The 17,179-nt window shown below is 46.4% G+C and carries 15 protein-coding genes; 2 read left to right on the top strand and 13 right to left on the bottom strand.

Features of this window, described 5'->3' with window-relative positions; translation table 11 throughout:
• The 8 genes from HY877_09215 to HY877_09180 all read right to left on the bottom strand — a co-directional run.
• Positions 1 to 154 (bottom strand): hypothetical protein (locus HY877_09215; protein MBI5300450.1); only part of this gene is annotated, 154 nt, incomplete at its 3' end.
• A gap of 1 nt (position 155) precedes the next feature.
• Positions 156 to 2,576 (bottom strand): leucine--tRNA ligase, encoded by a 2,421-nt coding sequence (locus HY877_09210; GenBank protein ID MBI5300449.1) that lies wholly within the window; start codon positions 2,574 to 2,576, stop codon positions 156 to 158.
• Between the two features lie 66 nt (positions 2,577 to 2,642).
• The gene (locus tag HY877_09205; GenBank protein ID MBI5300448.1) at positions 2,643 to 3,032 is read right to left on the bottom strand and encodes a hypothetical protein; all 390 of its coding nucleotides are present in this window, start codon (positions 3,030 to 3,032) and stop codon (positions 2,643 to 2,645) included.
• A gap of 170 nt (positions 3,033 to 3,202) precedes the next feature.
• Entirely contained in the window at positions 3,203 to 3,853 is a 651-nt protein-coding gene (locus HY877_09200) for a nucleotidyl transferase AbiEii/AbiGii toxin family protein (GenBank protein MBI5300447.1), read from the bottom strand.
• Entirely contained in the window at positions 3,850 to 4,188 is a 339-nt protein-coding gene (locus HY877_09195) for a hypothetical protein (GenBank protein MBI5300446.1), read from the bottom strand. Before HY877_09195 ends, HY877_09200 begins: the two co-directional genes overlap by 4 nt.
• A 210-nt stretch (positions 4,189 to 4,398) precedes the next feature.
• Positions 4,399 to 5,655, bottom strand: a complete 1,257-nt coding sequence (hflX, locus tag HY877_09190; protein ID MBI5300445.1) for a GTPase HflX — start codon at positions 5,653 to 5,655, stop codon at positions 4,399 to 4,401.
• Positions 5,656 to 5,710: 55 nt separating this feature from the next.
• Positions 5,711 to 6,097: a PIN domain-containing protein gene (locus HY877_09185; protein MBI5300444.1), complete on the bottom strand. Its 387-nt coding sequence runs from the start codon at positions 6,095 to 6,097 to the stop codon at positions 5,711 to 5,713.
• Positions 6,087 to 6,293: a hypothetical protein gene (locus HY877_09180; GenBank protein MBI5300443.1), complete on the bottom strand. Its 207-nt coding sequence runs from the start codon at positions 6,291 to 6,293 to the stop codon at positions 6,087 to 6,089. Before HY877_09180 ends, HY877_09185 begins: the two co-directional genes overlap by 11 nt.
• A gap of 306 nt (positions 6,294 to 6,599) precedes the next feature.
• Here HY877_09180 and HY877_09175 point away from each other — a divergent pair, with 306 nt between their 5' ends.
• Positions 6,600 to 7,142 carry a nucleotidyltransferase domain-containing protein gene (locus HY877_09175; GenBank protein ID MBI5300442.1) on the top strand — a complete coding sequence of 181 codons (543 nt, stop codon included), beginning with the start codon at positions 6,600 to 6,602 and terminating at the stop codon, positions 7,140 to 7,142.
• 152 nt (positions 7,143 to 7,294) lie between these two features.
• Here the strand turns inward: HY877_09175 and dnaE are convergent, their stop codons facing one another.
• The 3 genes from dnaE to guaB form a co-directional block, all read right to left on the bottom strand.
• Positions 7,295 to 12,085 carry a DNA polymerase III subunit alpha gene (gene dnaE, locus HY877_09170; protein MBI5300441.1) on the bottom strand — a complete coding sequence of 1,597 codons (4,791 nt, stop codon included), beginning with the start codon at positions 12,083 to 12,085 and terminating at the stop codon, positions 7,295 to 7,297.
• Positions 12,086 to 12,091: 6 nt separating this feature from the next.
• Complete coding sequence (guaA, locus tag HY877_09165; GenBank protein MBI5300440.1) at positions 12,092 to 13,639, bottom strand: glutamine-hydrolyzing GMP synthase; 1,548 nt, start codon at positions 13,637 to 13,639, stop codon at positions 12,092 to 12,094.
• Between the two features lie 185 nt (positions 13,640 to 13,824).
• Positions 13,825 to 15,285: an IMP dehydrogenase gene (gene guaB, locus HY877_09160; protein ID MBI5300439.1), complete on the bottom strand. Its 1,461-nt coding sequence runs from the start codon at positions 15,283 to 15,285 to the stop codon at positions 13,825 to 13,827.
• Between the two features lie 65 nt (positions 15,286 to 15,350).
• On the opposite strand from guaB, the gene HY877_09155 reads away from it, so the two are divergent.
• Complete coding sequence (locus HY877_09155) at positions 15,351 to 16,160, top strand: methyltransferase domain-containing protein (GenBank protein ID MBI5300438.1); 810 nt, start codon at positions 15,351 to 15,353, stop codon at positions 16,158 to 16,160.
• 15 nt (positions 16,161 to 16,175) lie between these two features.
• Here the strand turns inward: HY877_09155 and HY877_09150 are convergent, their stop codons facing one another.
• Positions 16,176 to 16,625: a hypothetical protein gene (locus HY877_09150; GenBank protein MBI5300437.1), complete on the bottom strand. Its 450-nt coding sequence runs from the start codon at positions 16,623 to 16,625 to the stop codon at positions 16,176 to 16,178.
• 213 nt (positions 16,626 to 16,838) lie between these two features.
• The gene (locus HY877_09145) at positions 16,839 to 17,162 is read right to left on the bottom strand and encodes a hypothetical protein (protein ID MBI5300436.1); all 324 of its coding nucleotides are present in this window, start codon (positions 17,160 to 17,162) and stop codon (positions 16,839 to 16,841) included.
• Between the last annotated feature and the right edge of the window lie 17 nt (positions 17,163 to 17,179).

Here is a 17,179-nt window from a genome sequence, read left to right as displayed (position 1 = left end):
CTTTGCCGTTGGAGGGGGCTTTGCCTGCCCCCATAATAGCATTCAGAATCTGTTTTTGCGCGGTGAGGGCCAGATGCCGCTCTGCTCCCACGATCAAATAGCAGGAACGAATTTTCCCGGAGCGCAATTCCTGATCAAGTTGGGTTACATCCATATTATTTTACAACAACGTTCATCAATTTTTTGGGAACGTAGATTGTTTTCACAATTTGTTTGCCATCCAGAAATGGTTTCACTTTTTCAAGGGCAAGGGCTTGGCTTTTGATCATTTCTTCTTTTTCATCTACGGGAACTTCCATATTGCCGCGCAATTTTCCATTAACCTGCACAACAATCAACATCGTGGAAGCCACAAGCGCCTTCTCATCCCACATTGGCCACGGCTCTTGTAAGATACTTTGTTTGTGCCCCAAGTGCTGCCATAATTCCTCAGCCATGTGCGGTGCAAGCGGTGACAAAAGAATCACAATGGTTTCCAAGTCCATAGTCCTTGGTCCATGGTCCATGGTCTGTAAGTAATTTACATATTCCATCAGTGAGGAAATCGCCGTGTTGAAATGAAATTTTTCCAAATCTTCGGTTACTTTCTTGATGGTTTTATTGCGCCATTCTTCTTCTTTATTTTTGATTTTTGCTTTTTGATTTTTGGTTTCGGTTACGAGCCGCCACACTCTTCCCAAAAACCGAAACATTCCCTCAACCGCGGCATCATTCCATTCAAGATCTTTCTCAACGGGGGCCGCAAAGAGGATAAACAAACGAGCTGTGTCAGCTCCATATTTTTCGATGATGGTGTCGGGGTCGACCACATTCCCTTTTGATTTACTCATCGCAGAGCCGCCCAGACAAACCATTCCCTGACACATCAAATTTGTGACGGGTTCATTGAGTTTAATCATCCCCAAATCACGCATGACTTTTGTGAAGTAACGCGAATAAATCAAATGCCCCACGGCGTGTTCAATGCCTCCGATGTATTGGTCAATCGGCATCCAGTAATCAATTTTCTTCGGGTCGACCATGCCCTTGTCATATTTGGGAGAGACATAACGGAGCAAATACCAACTCGATTCGACAAACGTGTCCATCGTGTCGGTTTCACGCCGCGCTTTTTTGCCGCACTCAGGGCATTTTACATTCACAAATTTTTCAACTTTGGAAAGCGGCGAACCCCCCTCTCCCGTGAAAGGAACATCGGTGGGGAGTTTCACGGGCAAATCATTTTCGGGCACGGGCACGGTTCCGCAATCGGCGCAATAGATGATTGGGATTGGCGCACCCCAATAGCGCTGGCGGGAGAGACACCAGTCTTTCAATTTAAAATGCACGGTCACATCTCCCACACCCATCTTTTTTAATTTTTGCGTGATTTTTTTCTTGGCCTCTTCATTATCCAAACCATCAAACTCGGCAGAAGCGACAAGCTTTCCGGGACCTTCGTAAGCCGCTTCCAATTTTTCCACGACCAACTTTTCCCCTTCCGGCTGAATCACAAGTCGGAGCGGCAATTTATATTTCTTTGCAAATTCAAAATCTCTTTGGTCATGTGCGGGAACGGCCATCACCGCTCCGGTTCCGTAATCCATCAAAACAAAATTGGCCGCGTAAATCGGCATTTTTTCTTGTGTGACAGGATTGATGCAATAGCATCCCGTGAAAACTCCCTCTTTTTCATACTCTCCGGTCAGGCGCTTCATCCGTTCCAAATGGGATGTTTTTTCGACAAAGGCTTGCACCTCTTTTTGTTTTCCCCCTTTTTGTGCCAGTTCCATCAGCAGGGGATGTTCGCACGCAAGACTCATGAAAGTGGCGCCGTAAAGCGTGTCGGGGCGGGTGGTAAAAATCTCAATTTTGGATTTTGAATTTTGGATGTTGAATTTTATCAGGGCTCCATCCGATCTGCCGATCCATTCTTTCTGCATTGTCTTCACGCGGTCGGGCCAGCCTTGCAGTTTGAGGTCAATGTCGTTCAGCAGTTCTTCGGCGTAATCGGTGATTTTGAAAAACCATTGCTCCAGCGGCTTTTGCGCGACCAACGTGGAACAGCGCCAGCATTTCCCTTCTTTGACTTGTTCATTGGCCAGTACGGTTTTACAACCATCGCACCAATTTAAAAGTTTTTCTTTTCGATAGACCATCCCCTTTTGGAACATCTTCAGAAAAAGAAACTGCTCCCAGCGATAATAGTCGGCATCGCAGGTTGCAAATTCCCTGTCCCAATCGATCGAATATCCCATCCGTTTTAGTTGGGTGCGCATCACATCAATATTTTCGTAAGTCCATTTGGCCGGGTGAATTTTGTTTTTGATCGCCGCATTTTCAGCCGGAAGCCCAAAGGCATCCCAACCCATCGGATGTAACACGGAAAATTCGTTCATTCTTTTGAAGCGGGCTGACACATCGACAACGGTATAATTGCGCACATGCCCCATATGAATGCGGCCCGAGGGATAGGGAAGCATTCCCAAGATATAGTATTTCTTCTTTTTGGACTCTTCGACAGCTTTGAAAAGTTTTTTCTCTTCCCAATATTTCTGCCACTTCACTTCCAAAACGCCCGGATTATAGGTTTGCATGAAGGGAGTTTCTAGCGGCTTTACCCGCCAAACTCAAGCCGAGAAAAAAGAAGCGACTTAGAGTTACTATTTATGGACTTTTCCAGTTTTTCCGAATTTTATATCGAGGGACGGTTTTTTTGTGCTTTCGTCCTGCATTACAACGAGATCCCCTTTTTCAATCAATGCCCTCAATTGGGGACTTTCAAAATCATCATTCGCAACGGTAACGATTTCTGCCGGAAGAATGCTGAGGACTCTTCCGCCAGTCAAATGAACTTCCACGCGTTGTCTCATCACGTTTTTAACCTTCGTGCCGGCAAATACTGATGACGACAGAAACAACACCAAAGAACAGACAAGCAGTAACGTTTTTTTATTTTTCATAATATCGGGGGGTCGGCTTGGCTCCACAAATTCTTTGAATTTGCTTCGCGGCCAGCTCGGCTGGCCTTGACTCGCCACTTCGTGGCTCATTCCCCCCGCACCCCTTTCATTCGCACCGGCAAAGCCGGATACTCATTCACACATAAGATTGGCTTATACTGAAGGTCAAAAATAGGAAAGATTTTTATACCACGTATTCTTGATATCTGGACAAATTTGGGGTTGATTTCGCAGTCCACTTCAACGCCGTGGGGTCGTTTTTAACGATTTTTAAATTCTCGACGAACTCTTTTTGAGGTCAAAAGAATTGGCTTGGGCACAAAATCTTTAATGAGGTCTGGAACCGACAATTCAAGTTTCTGCATTTGACCGCAAATATAGGGTATATCGATGTCATGGCCAGCCTGAAGGATGGATTTTAGGTCATCGAGGTCGTTGAAACGGCTCTGGTCATTCTGTAATGAATATAATTTGGCAATAATAAGATCTTCTTTTGTCAGACAGGCAACGGGACCAAAGCCGAAATCTATTTCGTTAAACTTGGCCCTTTTGATTGACTCTTCGAACCATGGCATATTTGGCAAGATGAAATCGAGACCGATTTTTTTTTCATCCTTTTTTGCCCTTCCGGCTACAATATAAGGGGGTGTGTTTCCCCTTTTGATTGCGAACATCGGCCCTCCCTCAAGATCGGCCTTTCTGATGACGTGGGGCTCCAATCCGAATTGTCTGATAATTGAAGACGCCATTTCTTGTGTTTTTTTACCTGAGAATATCAGAAAATCCAAATCGTTGGTGGTCCTTTCATCTTTTCTGTAAACCGAGGCAACCAGCCCTCCGGCCAAGGCATAATCCGCATTGCTGGCCTGAAGTGTTTTAACAACCTCCTTGAAAAACATGATCAGGTTCATTGAGTAACCCTCTTTTGTTTGACACGCCTGAAAAAAATATTCGCCGTGTTCGCGAATTCCAGTGTCGCTCTTGCCTTTTGATAGAGCAACTTGGCTTCCAAAGAAATTCGATTGTTTGCTTCAAGAATAAAAAATTGTTCTAAAATACTATATAAAAAATATTTTTCATTGAGTTCAAACAGGACATTGTTGTCTTTCTCCGTCCTGATGATCAGATTGTCGTCCACAAGTGAATGGATGGCATTTTGAACCGAAAAGATCGGCAGATTTGAAATGGAAGAAACATGGCGAAGCGGTATGGCCCGCTTTTGATAATAAAGCGTCCTTAGGATCATTACCCTCGCTCTTGATGTAAATAGATCAAAGACACTTTTCATACATAAAATTGTATAAGATTTTATACAAAAAACAAGCGTTAAATGGCAAGGGGTCAGTCGCCTCTCACTAAGTGTCCGACACTTACAGAGACCCCCCCTGTAAGTGTCGGACACTTATTGGGCAAAAACGTCACTTCTGAATTTCGGCTTTCGCCGAAATGACATTCCTCATTCCGCCAGATATTCCTGATATCTCTGGACAAATTTGGGGTTGATTTCGCAGTCGACTTCAACGCCGTGGGGTTCGTGTTTTACTTCCAATATGTGACCCATGGAATAAAGGGTCGAAAGAATATCGCCGCGGCTGTAGGGAATGCAAAACCGGACTTTCTGGCACGAGCGACGGGCTGTGGTATCCATCTCTTCCAACAATTTTTCAATGCCATATCCCTTGAGTGCGGAAACCGAAATTCCTTGCAGACCCGTGAAACCCATCATCCCCTGATCACTTTTGTTGAAGACAACAATCACGGGTTTTTGGCCTAGATTCAATTCCGTTAGCACCCGTTCCACCGTTTCAATCTGTTTATGCATTTCGGGGTCGCTTGCATCGACCACATGAATCAGACAATCGGAATGGGCAATTTCTTCGAAAGTGGCTTTGAAAGCTTCAATCAATGTATGCGGAAGTTTGCGGATGAAACCCACGGTATCCGCCAACAGAGCTTGCCGGCCGCTTGGGAGTTTCAAACGCCGCACGGTGGGGTCGAGTGTCGCGAAAAGTTTGTCTTCAACAAAAATTCCGGCTTTCGTGACCGCGTTCATCAAAGTGGATTTGCCCGCGTTGGTATAACCGACGAGCGAAAAAAGCGGGAACGGAACCGCCTCTCTGCGCAGGCGGTGAATTTCGCGATGCGTCTCGACATCTTTCAAGCGATCTCTCAAAAGAGTGATTCGCTCACGAATGCGGCGTCGATCCACTTCCAACTGCGTTTCGCCGGGACCCCGCGTGCCAATGCCCCCCGTCTGTTTGCTGAAGTGCGACCACATCCCTTTGAGTCTTGATTGAACATATTGCAACTGCGCCAACTCCACTTGCAGACGCCCTTCTTTTGTGTGGGCGCGTTTGGCGAAGATGTCGAGAATCACGGCGGTCCGGTCAACGACCTTCACGCCCCACGCATCTTCCAAATTATGATTTTGATTTGGGGTCAGTTCATCGTCAATCGCCACACTATCGACAGAGGTTTGACGAATATGATTCTGAATTTCCTGCACCTTCCCCTTCCCCAGAAAAGATTTCGGATTGGGATGTTCAATTTCCTGAGAGGCTTGTGCCACCACCTGCCCACCGGCCGTATCGATAAGCCGATTCAACTCACTGCGGGAGGCTTCAAATTCGTGATGGGTTTGACCACGACGCCGAACACCCGTGAGGAAAACGCGTTCTTTTTTGGAACTTGGCTTGAAAGCCGGATGTGACATCTGGCTTAATTGTACCGTCGCCAAATAAGAGGAGCAAGGAATTTTATCGGTTTTTTCAGACCAAAATCAACTCAAGAGAAGTGACACGGGCAATATGCGAAAAATGTTTGTCTTGGGTAACCACAGTTCTTTTATTGTCGAGGGCACATTGCGCAATATACAAATCAACAAGAGGAGGATGAAAACCCCTTTGGGCCGTTTGAAAAGCCAGTTCGGCGACTTTTTGCCAGGAACCACGCAACCAGCGAAAATTTTCGAAGGCTTTTTTGAGGATTTGAAAATCTTTTTTCGTTTTCGTCCCGCGTAAAACTTCAGCCACAATAACATCCACCAGACAAACCCTGTTTTTCTGAATCAGAGGGAGGAACTGTTTGCAGATGGCAGGCGTCTGGCGCTCCAGTTCAATCCAGATCGATGAATCAAGAATATATTTATCTTTCATTTCGTCTTAATTTGAGTGGATTAAAGGATTGTTGAAAGGAAACTTCTTTCAAGACATCCACAATGCGGCGCTGTCTGGCTTCCCGAAGAAAATAAACCAGTGCTTTTTGAACGGCTTTCTGGCCCGTGCTCTCCTCGGTGTATTTTTTCAGTTCCTCAATTTCTTTGGTTGGAATCTTGATATTTGCGAGCCCCATGGTACCTCCCAGCCCGGGAATAAGAATAAAAAATGTGGTGTAATTTGTCAAACAAAAATTACACCTATAGCGAATCATCTTTTAGTATGTCATCCCCGCCCCGTATCGCGGTACGGGGTAAACTCCGACGGGGATCCAGACGTCGTCCCGACGAAAGTCGGGAACCAGAAATAAATTACTGGATCCCTGCTCCCTGCCTACTGCTTGCAGGGACAAGCTTCGCAGGAATGACAATAAAAATGAACATTTTATTTGCTCAAACAATCGTTGCATATTTTCCGCAATTATGGAATATTATCCATATATATGGTAAATAAGCTTTATATATGGAAAGGGCTTTTTTCGACACCGAAACTCAAGGTCCTTGATTTCCTTTTGCAGAATTCCGACCTTAAGCTCAATGACACCGAGATAACAGCGCGGGTAAAAGGCGTCGGGCGTTCTGCCGTCAATATGTCATTGCGTGAGCTGACACGCATGGGCCTTGTTGAAAGGACGGTGCGCGGCAATATGGTCATGAACCGCCTTATCGAGTCCCCGTTCATTCATACCATGAAGATCGCAAGCAACATTCTGCATGTTCAGGAGCTTGTGGAACATTTGAAACCGCAAAGTTCAAAAATAATTCTTTTTGGTAGCAGAGCGGTCGGGGATAATACTTCAGAAAGCGACAGCGACCTTTTCGTAGTATCGGAAACTGCCGACGCCATCTTTAAAATCGCGCGCAAATTTGAGGAAAAACTGCAGATCGTCGTCAAATCCAGCGCGGAGTGGCTGTCTCTGCCGCAAGATAACAGCGTTTTTTATGAAACGATAAGAAAGGGAATCCTTTTATGGGAACAGAGCTGAAAAGGCGGTACAAAAACCATGAGAGAAAATGCCGATTACGAAGAAACCTTTTCAGAGGCGGGCGCAAAGAAACTTGTTTTGGCGGCCGAACGGTTCATTGAAGAGGCAAGGAAACAACTGGACTGAAAAACCCCTCTGTCCGGATTACCTCTTCAGTTTTGAAACCACGTTATGTTGTGGCCGAAGAGTTTTTGGACGGATTCTACGAGTTGGGGGATGGGATCGACTTTGAGATCGTCGGGAAGTTTGAGGACCGTTTCGGATTCGTTGGGAATGATGAGATGCAGGTAGGCCGCGCAATTCCCGCGATAGCGACCGAGGACCGATTTCAGCGCCTGCAATTGTTTTGGAGAGGCCTCCACACTGCTTAAGCGAAAGTGAATTGTTTTGGTCAATTGTTGCGGTGCTTCTTCCAGAAGAAAAATTTGTTTGGCGATGATCTTGTTGGTTTCTTCTCCCTCATCCACATTGCCAACAAGGAGAATGGGTCTCTCTTCTTTAAGCCATGTGTGAGATTTCTGATACGTCTCCGGAAAAACCACCACCTCTACGGAACCCTTCAGATCTTCGAGAGTGATGAAACCCATCCTCTCCCCTTTTTTGGTGGTGATTTCTTTGAGGCTCGCAACAACGCCGGCGACGCGGATCTCCCGTTTGTCGGGAAGTTCGGCCACCTGAAGACAATCGGCGGTGGCGTATTGCGCCAGCAGTTTTTCAAATTGAGCCAGAGGATGCCCGGTGAGATAAAATCCCAAAACTTCTTTTTCAAACTGAAGTCTCACCCTCTCCGACCATTCCTCAATATCGGAAAGTTTTTGGTCCATGGTCCATTGTCCATTGTCCATGGTCCTGAATTGATCCAACAAACTAAACTGTCCTCTCAGTTTATCTTTTTGGCGGCGATCTCCATACTCGATGGCGACATCCAGCACCGCCATCAACTGCGAACGCCTTGCCTTGGTAAAATCAAACGCACCGGCTTTGATAAGACTCTCCACCACGCGGCGGTTTGATTTTCTGGAATCCACGCGCTCACAAAAATCGAAAAGAGAATAAAAGGGACCTTCTTTTTGGCGGCTTTCTACAATGATCTCCACCGCACCCTCCCCCACGTTTTTCACGGCCGCCAGACCGAAGCGGATTTTTTTGTCTGCCACCACCGAAAAAGGAAGTTCGCTCTCGTTTAAATCCGGAGGCAAAATCTGAATGTCGTGCGCCGCGCAATCCTGCATGTAAAATAAAACCTTGTCGGTATTCCCCATTTCCGTTGTGAGCAGACAGGCCATGTATTCGGTTGGGTAATGAGCTTTGAAATAGGCGGTCTGATAGGCAACCATTGCATACGCGGTACTGTGAGAATTATGAACGATGATTCCGTCAGCCACAAAATTATGATTTTTTTCTATAGTTAAATCATAAGTTTCTCGAATCCCTTCGGGCTGAATTGTTTCAATCTCATCCCAATAGATGTCCGAAGTACCAAGAGCCGCCAATCTATCCGAATAAAAATATCGCCCCAATTTTTCAACAGTATTGCGCCTGAAGCCCCTTTTATAGAGATGATGCCCCCCATAAAATTCTCTCATGGATAAATCTGTCTCCGTTTCGATCTCCACCCATGTTTTGCCGGATGCCCCTTTTGCTTCTCTAATCCAACATTTAACTTCCCACGGAATGGTATCTCGACACCCCTTTCCTGCGCCCCTCTTTTTCAAATATTTTTTTAATGCAGTGGTTTGCTGATCTCTTCCAATTAGATAAGGCCCTATCGAATCGAGAAACAGCCGACTCGACCCTTCTCCCGTAACCAGAACGGCAAACCCCTTCTTAATTCCTCCCTTATATGAAAAATTTTTCATGGCGACTCTCGAAACAATGCCGAATCGGAGTAGCAGATGTTGCACTTGAGCCGCCAATTTCTCCGATGAGGTTGCGTAAAACGGAACGGCATTATCCAATCCATAGATAAAACCGTCTCCAGACCAGAGCCGACCCAAAAAAATAGCTAATTGCCGCGGGGACAGCCGAAATACTTGTTGAGGAATAGATTTCTCGCGAGCCTTCTTTCCAATCAGACCCAATTTTTGAGCCCAAATAAACGCACCGGACCTGCTGGGATGTCCGCGCTTTCTGGCCGTGTCCGCCTGAAGCCGAACCCCTGTATTGGCACAGACTTCCCAACGACCATTTTTGCACTGATAACACCGTGCTTTGGTGAACGGAAACTTTTCAATATGGGCCGCAAAATCCTTCACAAGGGAAATATCATTATTATAGAAATACAACGAATTGGGGTGACAGGTATTACCCTCCGAGATCAACCATGCCAATGAAATAACTTCGTGCTCCGGCCATTCCTCCTGAGTATTGACAAATAACCGTCTGGGCGTGGCAATCCTGTCTCCTATCTTTAATTCTTTCAGATGCTTCCAGCCATCCAAAGCTAAAAACGGGTGGTTGGCCGTGGCCCGGATTTGATAACCCAATCGGGTTCTCAATAAAAAAACTTTTTTCTTTCCATTAGAAATCACTGCCTCAATTTTTCGCGGAACTATTTTGAATTTTTCGTCACAGCTGAAAATTTTTCGGCCGGGCCCCTCTCTTACCAAATCTTCCACTGTAAAAATCTCACCCGTCACGGCATCCACCAGTTCCGTTTCTCCAACAACGCATTTATTGAAACCGTATTCGGCAAATTTGGCCATCAGATCAAAAATCTTTTCCGCTTTGTGCGCGGGGATTTTATTGGCCTTGGCGCCGGACAAAAATTGCTGACGTTGCTTTGCCATCTCTTCGGCATTCTTTTTTCCCATGGCACGGCGCAAAATGTCGGCATCTCCTAGATTGAAATTGGCAAGCCTACTTGCGATTTGCATCACCTGTTCCTGATATAAAATGATGCCGTAAGTGTCGGCCAAAATTTCTTCGAGTTGAGGGAGTTCATAACGGATCGGAGTGCGCCCGTGTTTTCTCGCAATAAAATCATCAACCATGCCGGAGCCCAGAGGACCCGGGCGGAAAAGAGCCACTAACGCGATGAGGTCGGCAAAGCGGTTTGGTTTAAGCTTCGCCACAAGATCGGTCATCCCGGAAGATTCAAGCTGGAAAACACCGGAGGTGTCGGCTTCTCCAAGAATTTTATAAACGAGCGGATCATCGAGGGGCAACGTGGACAAATCTATTTTTTTCCCGTGATTTTTTTCGATCAGTTTTATCGTGTCGTCCAGAACGGTGAGTGTTTTGAGTCCCAAAAAGTCGAATTTGATGAGACCCACTTTTTCCACGGCCTTCATATCGTATTGAGTCACCGTTTCATCATGTTGACCGCGATAGAGCGGAAGAAAATTGACAAGCGGTTGATCGGAAATCACCACACCGGCGGCGTGCGTGGAGGCGTGGCGCGGAAAACCTTCGAGCATTTTGGCCACTTCAATCAGTTTTTTTATCTTTTCATCTTTTTCGGCAAGATCTTTCAACTGCGGTTCGGTTTTCAAAGCCAGTTCCAGTGTCATTCCCAAAACATTTGGAATTAATTTCGCAAGACGATCGACATCTCCATACGGCACTCCCATCACGCGACCCACATCGCGCACCACGGCGCGGGCTTTCATTTTTCCAAACGTGATGATTTGCGAAACGTTGCCATATTTTTTCGTCACATATTGCAAAACCTCATCGCGACGACGCATGCAAAAATCGATATCCATATCGGGTTGAGTTACACGCTCCGGATTGATGAAGCGCTCAAACAAAAGATGATGTTCCACGGGGTCGATGTCGGTAATTCCCAGACAATAAACCACGAGTGAACCGGCCGCAGAACCGCGCCCGGGGCCCACGGGAATGCCTTGCGATTTGGCGTAACTTATGAAGTCCGCCACGATCAAAAAATATCCGGCGAAACCGGTTTTTTTAATCATCTCCAATTCGGAGTGGAGACGTTTCAGATAAAGCGCCCTTGAAGGTTTCGTTTCAGAACTGGCAAAACGAATTTCAATTTCCTTCCAACGTTTTTCAAATCCCTGCGACGTCTGATCCGTTAAATAAGTCGGCAAATCTTTTTGGTCAGGGACCTGAAAGCGCGGGAAATGATAGGTCTTGAAATCAAGTTCGAGATTGCATTTTTCAGCGATGGAAACGGAATTGGAAATCGCCTCGGGTGCGTCGGAAAACAGCGCCTTCATCTCCTCCGCGGATTTGAGATAGAGCTGATCCGAATCCATTTTCATCCGGTTCGTGTCGGAGAGCAGTTTTCCGGTCTGGATGCAAACCAGCGCATCGTGTGCCGCAGAGCCTTCCTGCCGGAGATAATGAACATCGTTTGTTGCGACGAGGGGAAGCCCCACCTCTTTGGCCAATCTTAAAAGCCCTTCACGAACGTTGATCTGCTCCTGCATGCCGCAATCGGTGAGTTCGAGATAAAAATTTCCCTCTCCCAAAAGTTTTGAATAATACTGGGCCGCCTGTTTGGCTCCTTCGAAATTTCCGCGTTGCAGAAGCATGGGAATTTCACCGCGCAAACACCCGGACAACGCGATGAGATCACTGCTATATTGCTCAAACAATTCTTTATCGATGCGCGGTTTGTAATAAAACCCTTCCAAGTGTCCGGCGCTCACGAGGCGGCAAAGATTTTGATAACCGGTTCTGTTTTTTGAAAGAAGCGTAATGTGAGACAAAAAACCTTCGCCCGAAGTATCTTTTTTGTGCCGCGAACCGGCCGTCATAAGATAAGTTTCACAACCGATGACCGGCTTGATCCCCTTTTTCGACATGATCTGATAAAATTCGATCGCCCCAAAAAGATTACCGTGATCGGTCATCGCCACCGCAGGCATTTTCAAATCATGAACTTTGTCGGCAAGCGCCTGAATCGGACACGCCCCATCGAGGAGACTGTAGTAGGTATGAAGATGCAAATGAACAAAGTCGCTGTGGTGCATGAACCTCTATTCCCACTCAATCGTCGCCGGGGGTTTGGAGGAGATGTCGAAGACGACGCGGTTGATGCCTTTTACCTCATTGATGATCCGGTTGGAAATTCTTCCGAGCAGGTCATAGGGGAGTTTGGCCCAGTCGGCGGTCATGCCGTCCAGACTTTCCACCGCGCGGAGAGCAACAACATTTTCATAGGTTCTTTCATCTCCCATCACGCCAACCGTTTTGATTGGAAGCAAAATGCAAAAGGTCTGCCAGACCTTGTTGTACCATCCCGAACTTTTCACCTCTTGCATCATCACCTCATCGGCGTTGCGCAAAATTTCAATATGCTCCCTCGTGACTTCCCCGATAATGCGGATGGCAAGCCCCGGTCCCGGAAAGGGTTGTCTGCCCGTGACTTCTTTTGGAATCCCCAGCGCCTGTCCCAACTCCCGCACTTCATCTTTAAACAATTCCCGCAAAGGTTCCACCAATTTCAATCCCATTTTTTCCGGAAGACCGCCCACATTGTGATGACTTTTAATCACGGCGGAAGGTCCCTTGAATGAAATCGATTCGATCACATCGGGATAGAGTGTGCCTTGAGCCAGAAACTCAACCCCTTTCAAGCGCCTCGCCTCTTCATCAAAAACCGACACGAATTCATTGCCGATAATTTTGCGTTTGGCTTCCGGATCAATAATCCCGCGCAATTTTTTTAAGAATCGCTCCTCGGCGTTGACTGAAATTAAAGGAATATGAAACGTGTGTGTGAAGACGCGCTCAATTTTATCCACCTCGTCTTTGCGAAGCAAGCCGTTGTTCACAAAAATGCAGGTGAGACGGTCTCCAATCGCTTTATGAATGAGAATGGCGACCACGGAAGAATCAACACCCCCCGACAAAGCGCAAATCACTCTTTCATTTCCCACTTGTCGGCGAATATTTTCGATCGCCTGATCCGCAAAAGAAGCCATCGTCCAAGTCGGTTTCAAATTACAAACCTGATACAAAAAGTTTTCGATAAGACGTGTTCCTTCCAACGTATGCGTTACTTCCGGATGAAACTGAATCCCATAAACGGTGTGACTCGCATTGGTCAAAGCGGCAACAGGACTGTTGGAAGTGTGAGCAACCGAATGAAAACCTTTCGGCAGACGTGTGACATAATCACAATGACTCATCCAAACTGTTGTTGGAGATTTGAGGGTACGAAACAGAGGGTCGCTTTTGTCGCATTCAATGTCGGCCTTCCCAAATTCCCTTTTGTCCGAAGGGGCCACGTCCCCACCGAAGGCCTGCACAATGAGTTGCATGCCATAGCAGATGCCCAAAATGGGAATGTTGAGTTTGAAAATTTCCGGATCGATTTTGGGAGCATCCGTAGCGCAAACCGAAGCGGGCCCACCGGACAAAATAATTCCGGCCGGATTGAATTTGCGGATGGACTCCAGCGAATAATTATAAGTCTGAATTTCGCAATAAACGTGGGCTTCGCGGATACGCCGTGCAATGAGCTGTGTATATTGTGAACCAAAATCAAGAACTAAAACGCGGGAACTTTCTGGACTGGTCATAGTTAAACTCCAAAAATTAAAAATTAAATATCAAAATTTTGGCACCTCTAAAAACCTATGAAACATAGTTTGTCATTCTGAGAGAAGCGAAGAATCCACATTGTTATCAAGTAGATCCTTCACTTCGTTCAGGATGACAAGCAGGGTTTTTAGAGAGCTCATTTTTTGATTTTTAATCTTTTCTCCTATTCCAAACGATAATTGGGTGCTTCTTGCGTGATGATTACATCGTGCACGTGCGATTCTTTCAAACCGGCCGGTGAGATGCGGACAAAACGTCCCTTCTTTTTTAATTCCGGAATACTGGGTGCGCCCACATAGCCCATGCCCGCGCGAATGCCTCCAACCAATTGATGCACCACTTCAGTGAGACGACCGCGAGTGGGAACACGTCCTTCAATTCCTTCGGGCACCAATTTTTGCAACGCAACATTTTGTTGAAAATAACGATCTCGCCCGCCGGTCTGCATGGCAGAAAGAGATCCCATGCCGCGATAAACTTTGTAGGTTCTTCCCTGATAAAGCACCATATCGCCCGGAGATTCATCCGTTCCGGCAAACAGAGAGCCAATCATCACGGTGGAAGCACCGGCCGCCAACGCCTTCACAATATCTCCGGAAAATTTGATACCACCGTCGGCAATGACGGGAATGCCGGCAGACGCGGAAGCGACGTTGGCCCACTGCACCGCACTTAATTGCGGCACCCCAACGCCCGCGACAATGCGCGTGGTACAAATGGAACCCGGTCCCATACCCACCTTCACGGCATGCACACCGGCTTTGATGAGAGACAGCGCGCCCTCTTCCGTGGCCACATTACCCGCAACAATTTCCGCGCTCGGATAATTTTTCAGAAAGGCTTTCACGGTTTCCATAACCAGCTTGGTATGACCGTGAGCGGTATCAATCACGACACAATCAACACCGGCGTCGAGCAAATGACCCGCGCGCTCAATTTCTTTGGGACCTGTGCCAATACCCGCGGCAACGCGCAATCTTCCCAACGCGTCTTTGGTGGCATGGGGATACCTGCGCGATTTTTCCAAATCTTTAATGGTAATCAATCCCTTCAAATTAAAATGGTCATCAACAATCGGCAATTTTTCAATGCGGTGTTCATGAAGAAGGCGTTGCGCTTCATCCATCTGGATGCCTTCTTTGGCGGTGATCAATTTCTCAGCGGGAGTCATGCATTTTTTCACGGGACGGGTCAGATCTTCTTCGAACTGAAAATCGCGGTGACTCAAAAGTCCCACGAGTTTTCCTTCCTTCACCACACAAAAACCGGAAATGCCCGATTCTTTTTTCAGACGGAGCACTTCTGCCAAAGGTTGGTCGGGTTCCACGGTGACAGGATGAATCACCATCCCCCCTTCCGACTTTTTCACGCGACTCACCTCTTGAGATTGTTCTTCGGGAGACCAGTTGCGATGGATCACACCAAGACCGCCCGCTTGCGCCATTGCAATGGCGGTTTGGGCTTCCGTAACCGTGTCCATGGCGGCGCTAATTATTGGAATTGCTAATCGAATTTTGGGAGTGAAATAAGTGGAAAGATCCGCCTCTGACGGCAAAATCTGGCTCTCGCCCGGGAGCAACAACACATCATCAAATGTATAAGCTTGTATGGGGGACTCTGACATGGCGACTCCCTACTCAACAAAAATAAAATTGTCAATGGGTGGAGCAAGATGTAATTAAGTTCTCTATGCGAAACTATTTTGAAGACTTGGACGCTATACATTTAACATCTGAAATGGACAACCAACTGAGAGCACAGGTGGATGTGGCATGGCCCAAAGAAGTCCTATGTCTTGAAGAACATGGCCTTAAAAATGCCAGAAATATTTTGGATATCGGGACGGGCAATGCGTATTTCCTTTTGAGACTTGCTAAACGTTATCCAGAAAAAATGTTTACCGGTATTGAGGTCAGTGAACCGCTAATCAGAGTGGCGGAAGAATTAATAAAAGAAAATCAATTACCCAATGTTAGACTTGTCAAGGACAGGTGTCCAACGGATCGAGTCAACGCGGATTTTGATTTGATAACAGCAAGGCTTTCGCTTTATCTAATGCCAAATAGAGAGGATGTAATCTCGTGGAGTTATGGTTTGTTAAGCAAAGGTTCCCGTATGATAATTACAGATTTAATGGATTTTGGAGTGCATACTTTCCCTGAAAGAAAGGGTTGGTATAAACTGTTTCGTGCGTATGCCAAAAGATGTGGAGAACAAGGTGCCGATAGAAACATTGGCAGGATATTGCCGCACATCCTCCTAAAAAACGGATTTAAAAATATAAAGCTCGATATCAAACAATGGTACTCTTCCATTGAGATGGAGTCGGAAACTTTTTACAGTTTTTTTAAAAGTATTGCGGAAACTAATCATAAAGCCATGCCTGAATACTTTTCCAAAGAAGACCTAGCTGAATTCATCTCCGTTCTCGATGAAATAAAAAGAGATCCGACGCTTGTGGCAATTAATCCAATAACAGTTGTAAGCGGCATGAAATAACAATTATTAATTCATTTATCTTTTAATAACAGCCAAAATTTCTGTGGCGGGGCCGCACGCGTAACCGGTTCTTTTGATTTTTGCGGAAACAAAATGTTTCATGGCCCACGAAGAAGCTCCCGCCCAAAGACCGACACTTCCAGATAGTGCAAGAGTTCTTTCTTTTTTGACTCCGTCTTGTTCGATAGTAACAGGCAAATAAACTTGCATCCCATCAAACCGGACTACATTTTCTGTTTTTAATTCTTCATTTTGAGCTGTCACACAGGAGGGTTCTAAATGAAATTGAAAACCGCTCTCCTCTCTTGTCACACCCATCACCATGCTAGAGCCAAATCCAAATGCACTCATCGCGGAATAGTACGCAAAGGTTGCGAGTTTTTCTGAAGGCAGTCGGCATAATCTGGAGTCTTCAATATGGGGTCTTGTTTCTTTATATTCTTCCGGATGACCTGCAGTGGCCATTGAATCACTTACTGAGGCCGGCAACAGATAGATTCCCACGGGCAAGCCCGTGGCACTTTTGAAAACGCGCTTTGCGCGAGAAAAGGAAGCATTCACCCATGCGCAAGCGCATGGTACTCTGCGGGCTTGCCCGTGGGAATCTACCGAGTGAGCAAAGCGAACGTGAGGGGGAGGCTCCGCCGGCTTTGCCGGTGGAGGGGGCGACGCAAGCCCCTACAAATAGAGACTCGCAAGAAGATAGAGATCTTCTGCCGGCACAATGGGTTCATATACCGTCATAATACCTTTATTCTGAAACTCCTCTTCCGAAGCAGAATCCTGTTTAATTTTTCTCGCAAATTCTTTTACAACCGCTTTATCAGCATCGCACAGAGGAGCTTTTGGAAAGAGAACCATCTTCAAATTGTCGTCTGTCAGCAATTTTTGAAAGGAAGAACGGAAAGCCTCTTGCTCGGCCGTATATTGGGGAAACCCTTTTGGCAATGATGCCAAAGTCTGCTGAAACATCTTTTCCCGAATGGTCTGAAAGAATTCCACGGGCGGTTCCTTTAACT

The organism is Deltaproteobacteria bacterium (assembly GCA_016213065.1).
Classification (GTDB): domain Bacteria; phylum UBA10199; class UBA10199; order SPLOWO2-01-44-7; family SPLOWO2-01-44-7; genus JACRBV01.
The sequence above is the reverse complement of the archived record's forward strand: the minus strand, read 5'-3'. Positions and strand labels throughout refer to the sequence as shown.

Coding starts and splice junctions, on each gene's coding strand:
- HY877_09195 (MBI5300446.1), bottom strand. CDS start 4,188: ATGATCCTAAGGACGCTTTATTATCAAAAGCGGGCCATACCGCTTCGC.
- hflX (MBI5300445.1), bottom strand. CDS start 5,655: ATGTCACATCCGGCTTTCAAGCCAAGTTCCAAAAAAGAACGCGTTTTC.
- HY877_09185 (MBI5300444.1), bottom strand. CDS start 6,097: ATGAAAGATAAATATATTCTTGATTCATCGATCTGGATTGAACTGGAG.
- guaB (MBI5300439.1), bottom strand. CDS start 15,285: ATGTCAGAGTCCCCCATACAAGCTTATACATTTGATGATGTGTTGTTG.
- HY877_09155 (MBI5300438.1), top strand. CDS start 15,351: ATGCGAAACTATTTTGAAGACTTGGACGCTATACATTTAACATCTGAA.
- HY877_09210 (MBI5300449.1), bottom strand. CDS start 2,576: ATGCAAACCTATAATCCGGGCGTTTTGGAAGTGAAGTGGCAGAAATAT.
- HY877_09175 (MBI5300442.1), top strand. CDS start 6,600: ATGGTAAATAAGCTTTATATATGGAAAGGGCTTTTTTCGACACCGAAA.
- HY877_09200 (MBI5300447.1), bottom strand. CDS start 3,853: ATGAACCTGATCATGTTTTTCAAGGAGGTTGTTAAAACACTTCAGGCC.
- HY877_09205 (MBI5300448.1), bottom strand. CDS start 3,032: ATGAGCCACGAAGTGGCGAGTCAAGGCCAGCCGAGCTGGCCGCGAAGC.
- guaA (MBI5300440.1), bottom strand. CDS start 13,639: ATGACCAGTCCAGAAAGTTCCCGCGTTTTAGTTCTTGATTTTGGTTCA.
- dnaE (MBI5300441.1), bottom strand. CDS start 12,085: ATGCACCACAGCGACTTTGTTCATTTGCATCTTCATACCTACTACAGT.
- HY877_09150 (MBI5300437.1), bottom strand. CDS start 16,625: ATGGCCACTGCAGGTCATCCGGAAGAATATAAAGAAACAAGACCCCAT.
- HY877_09180 (MBI5300443.1), bottom strand. CDS start 6,293: ATGGGGCTCGCAAATATCAAGATTCCAACCAAAGAAATTGAGGAACTG.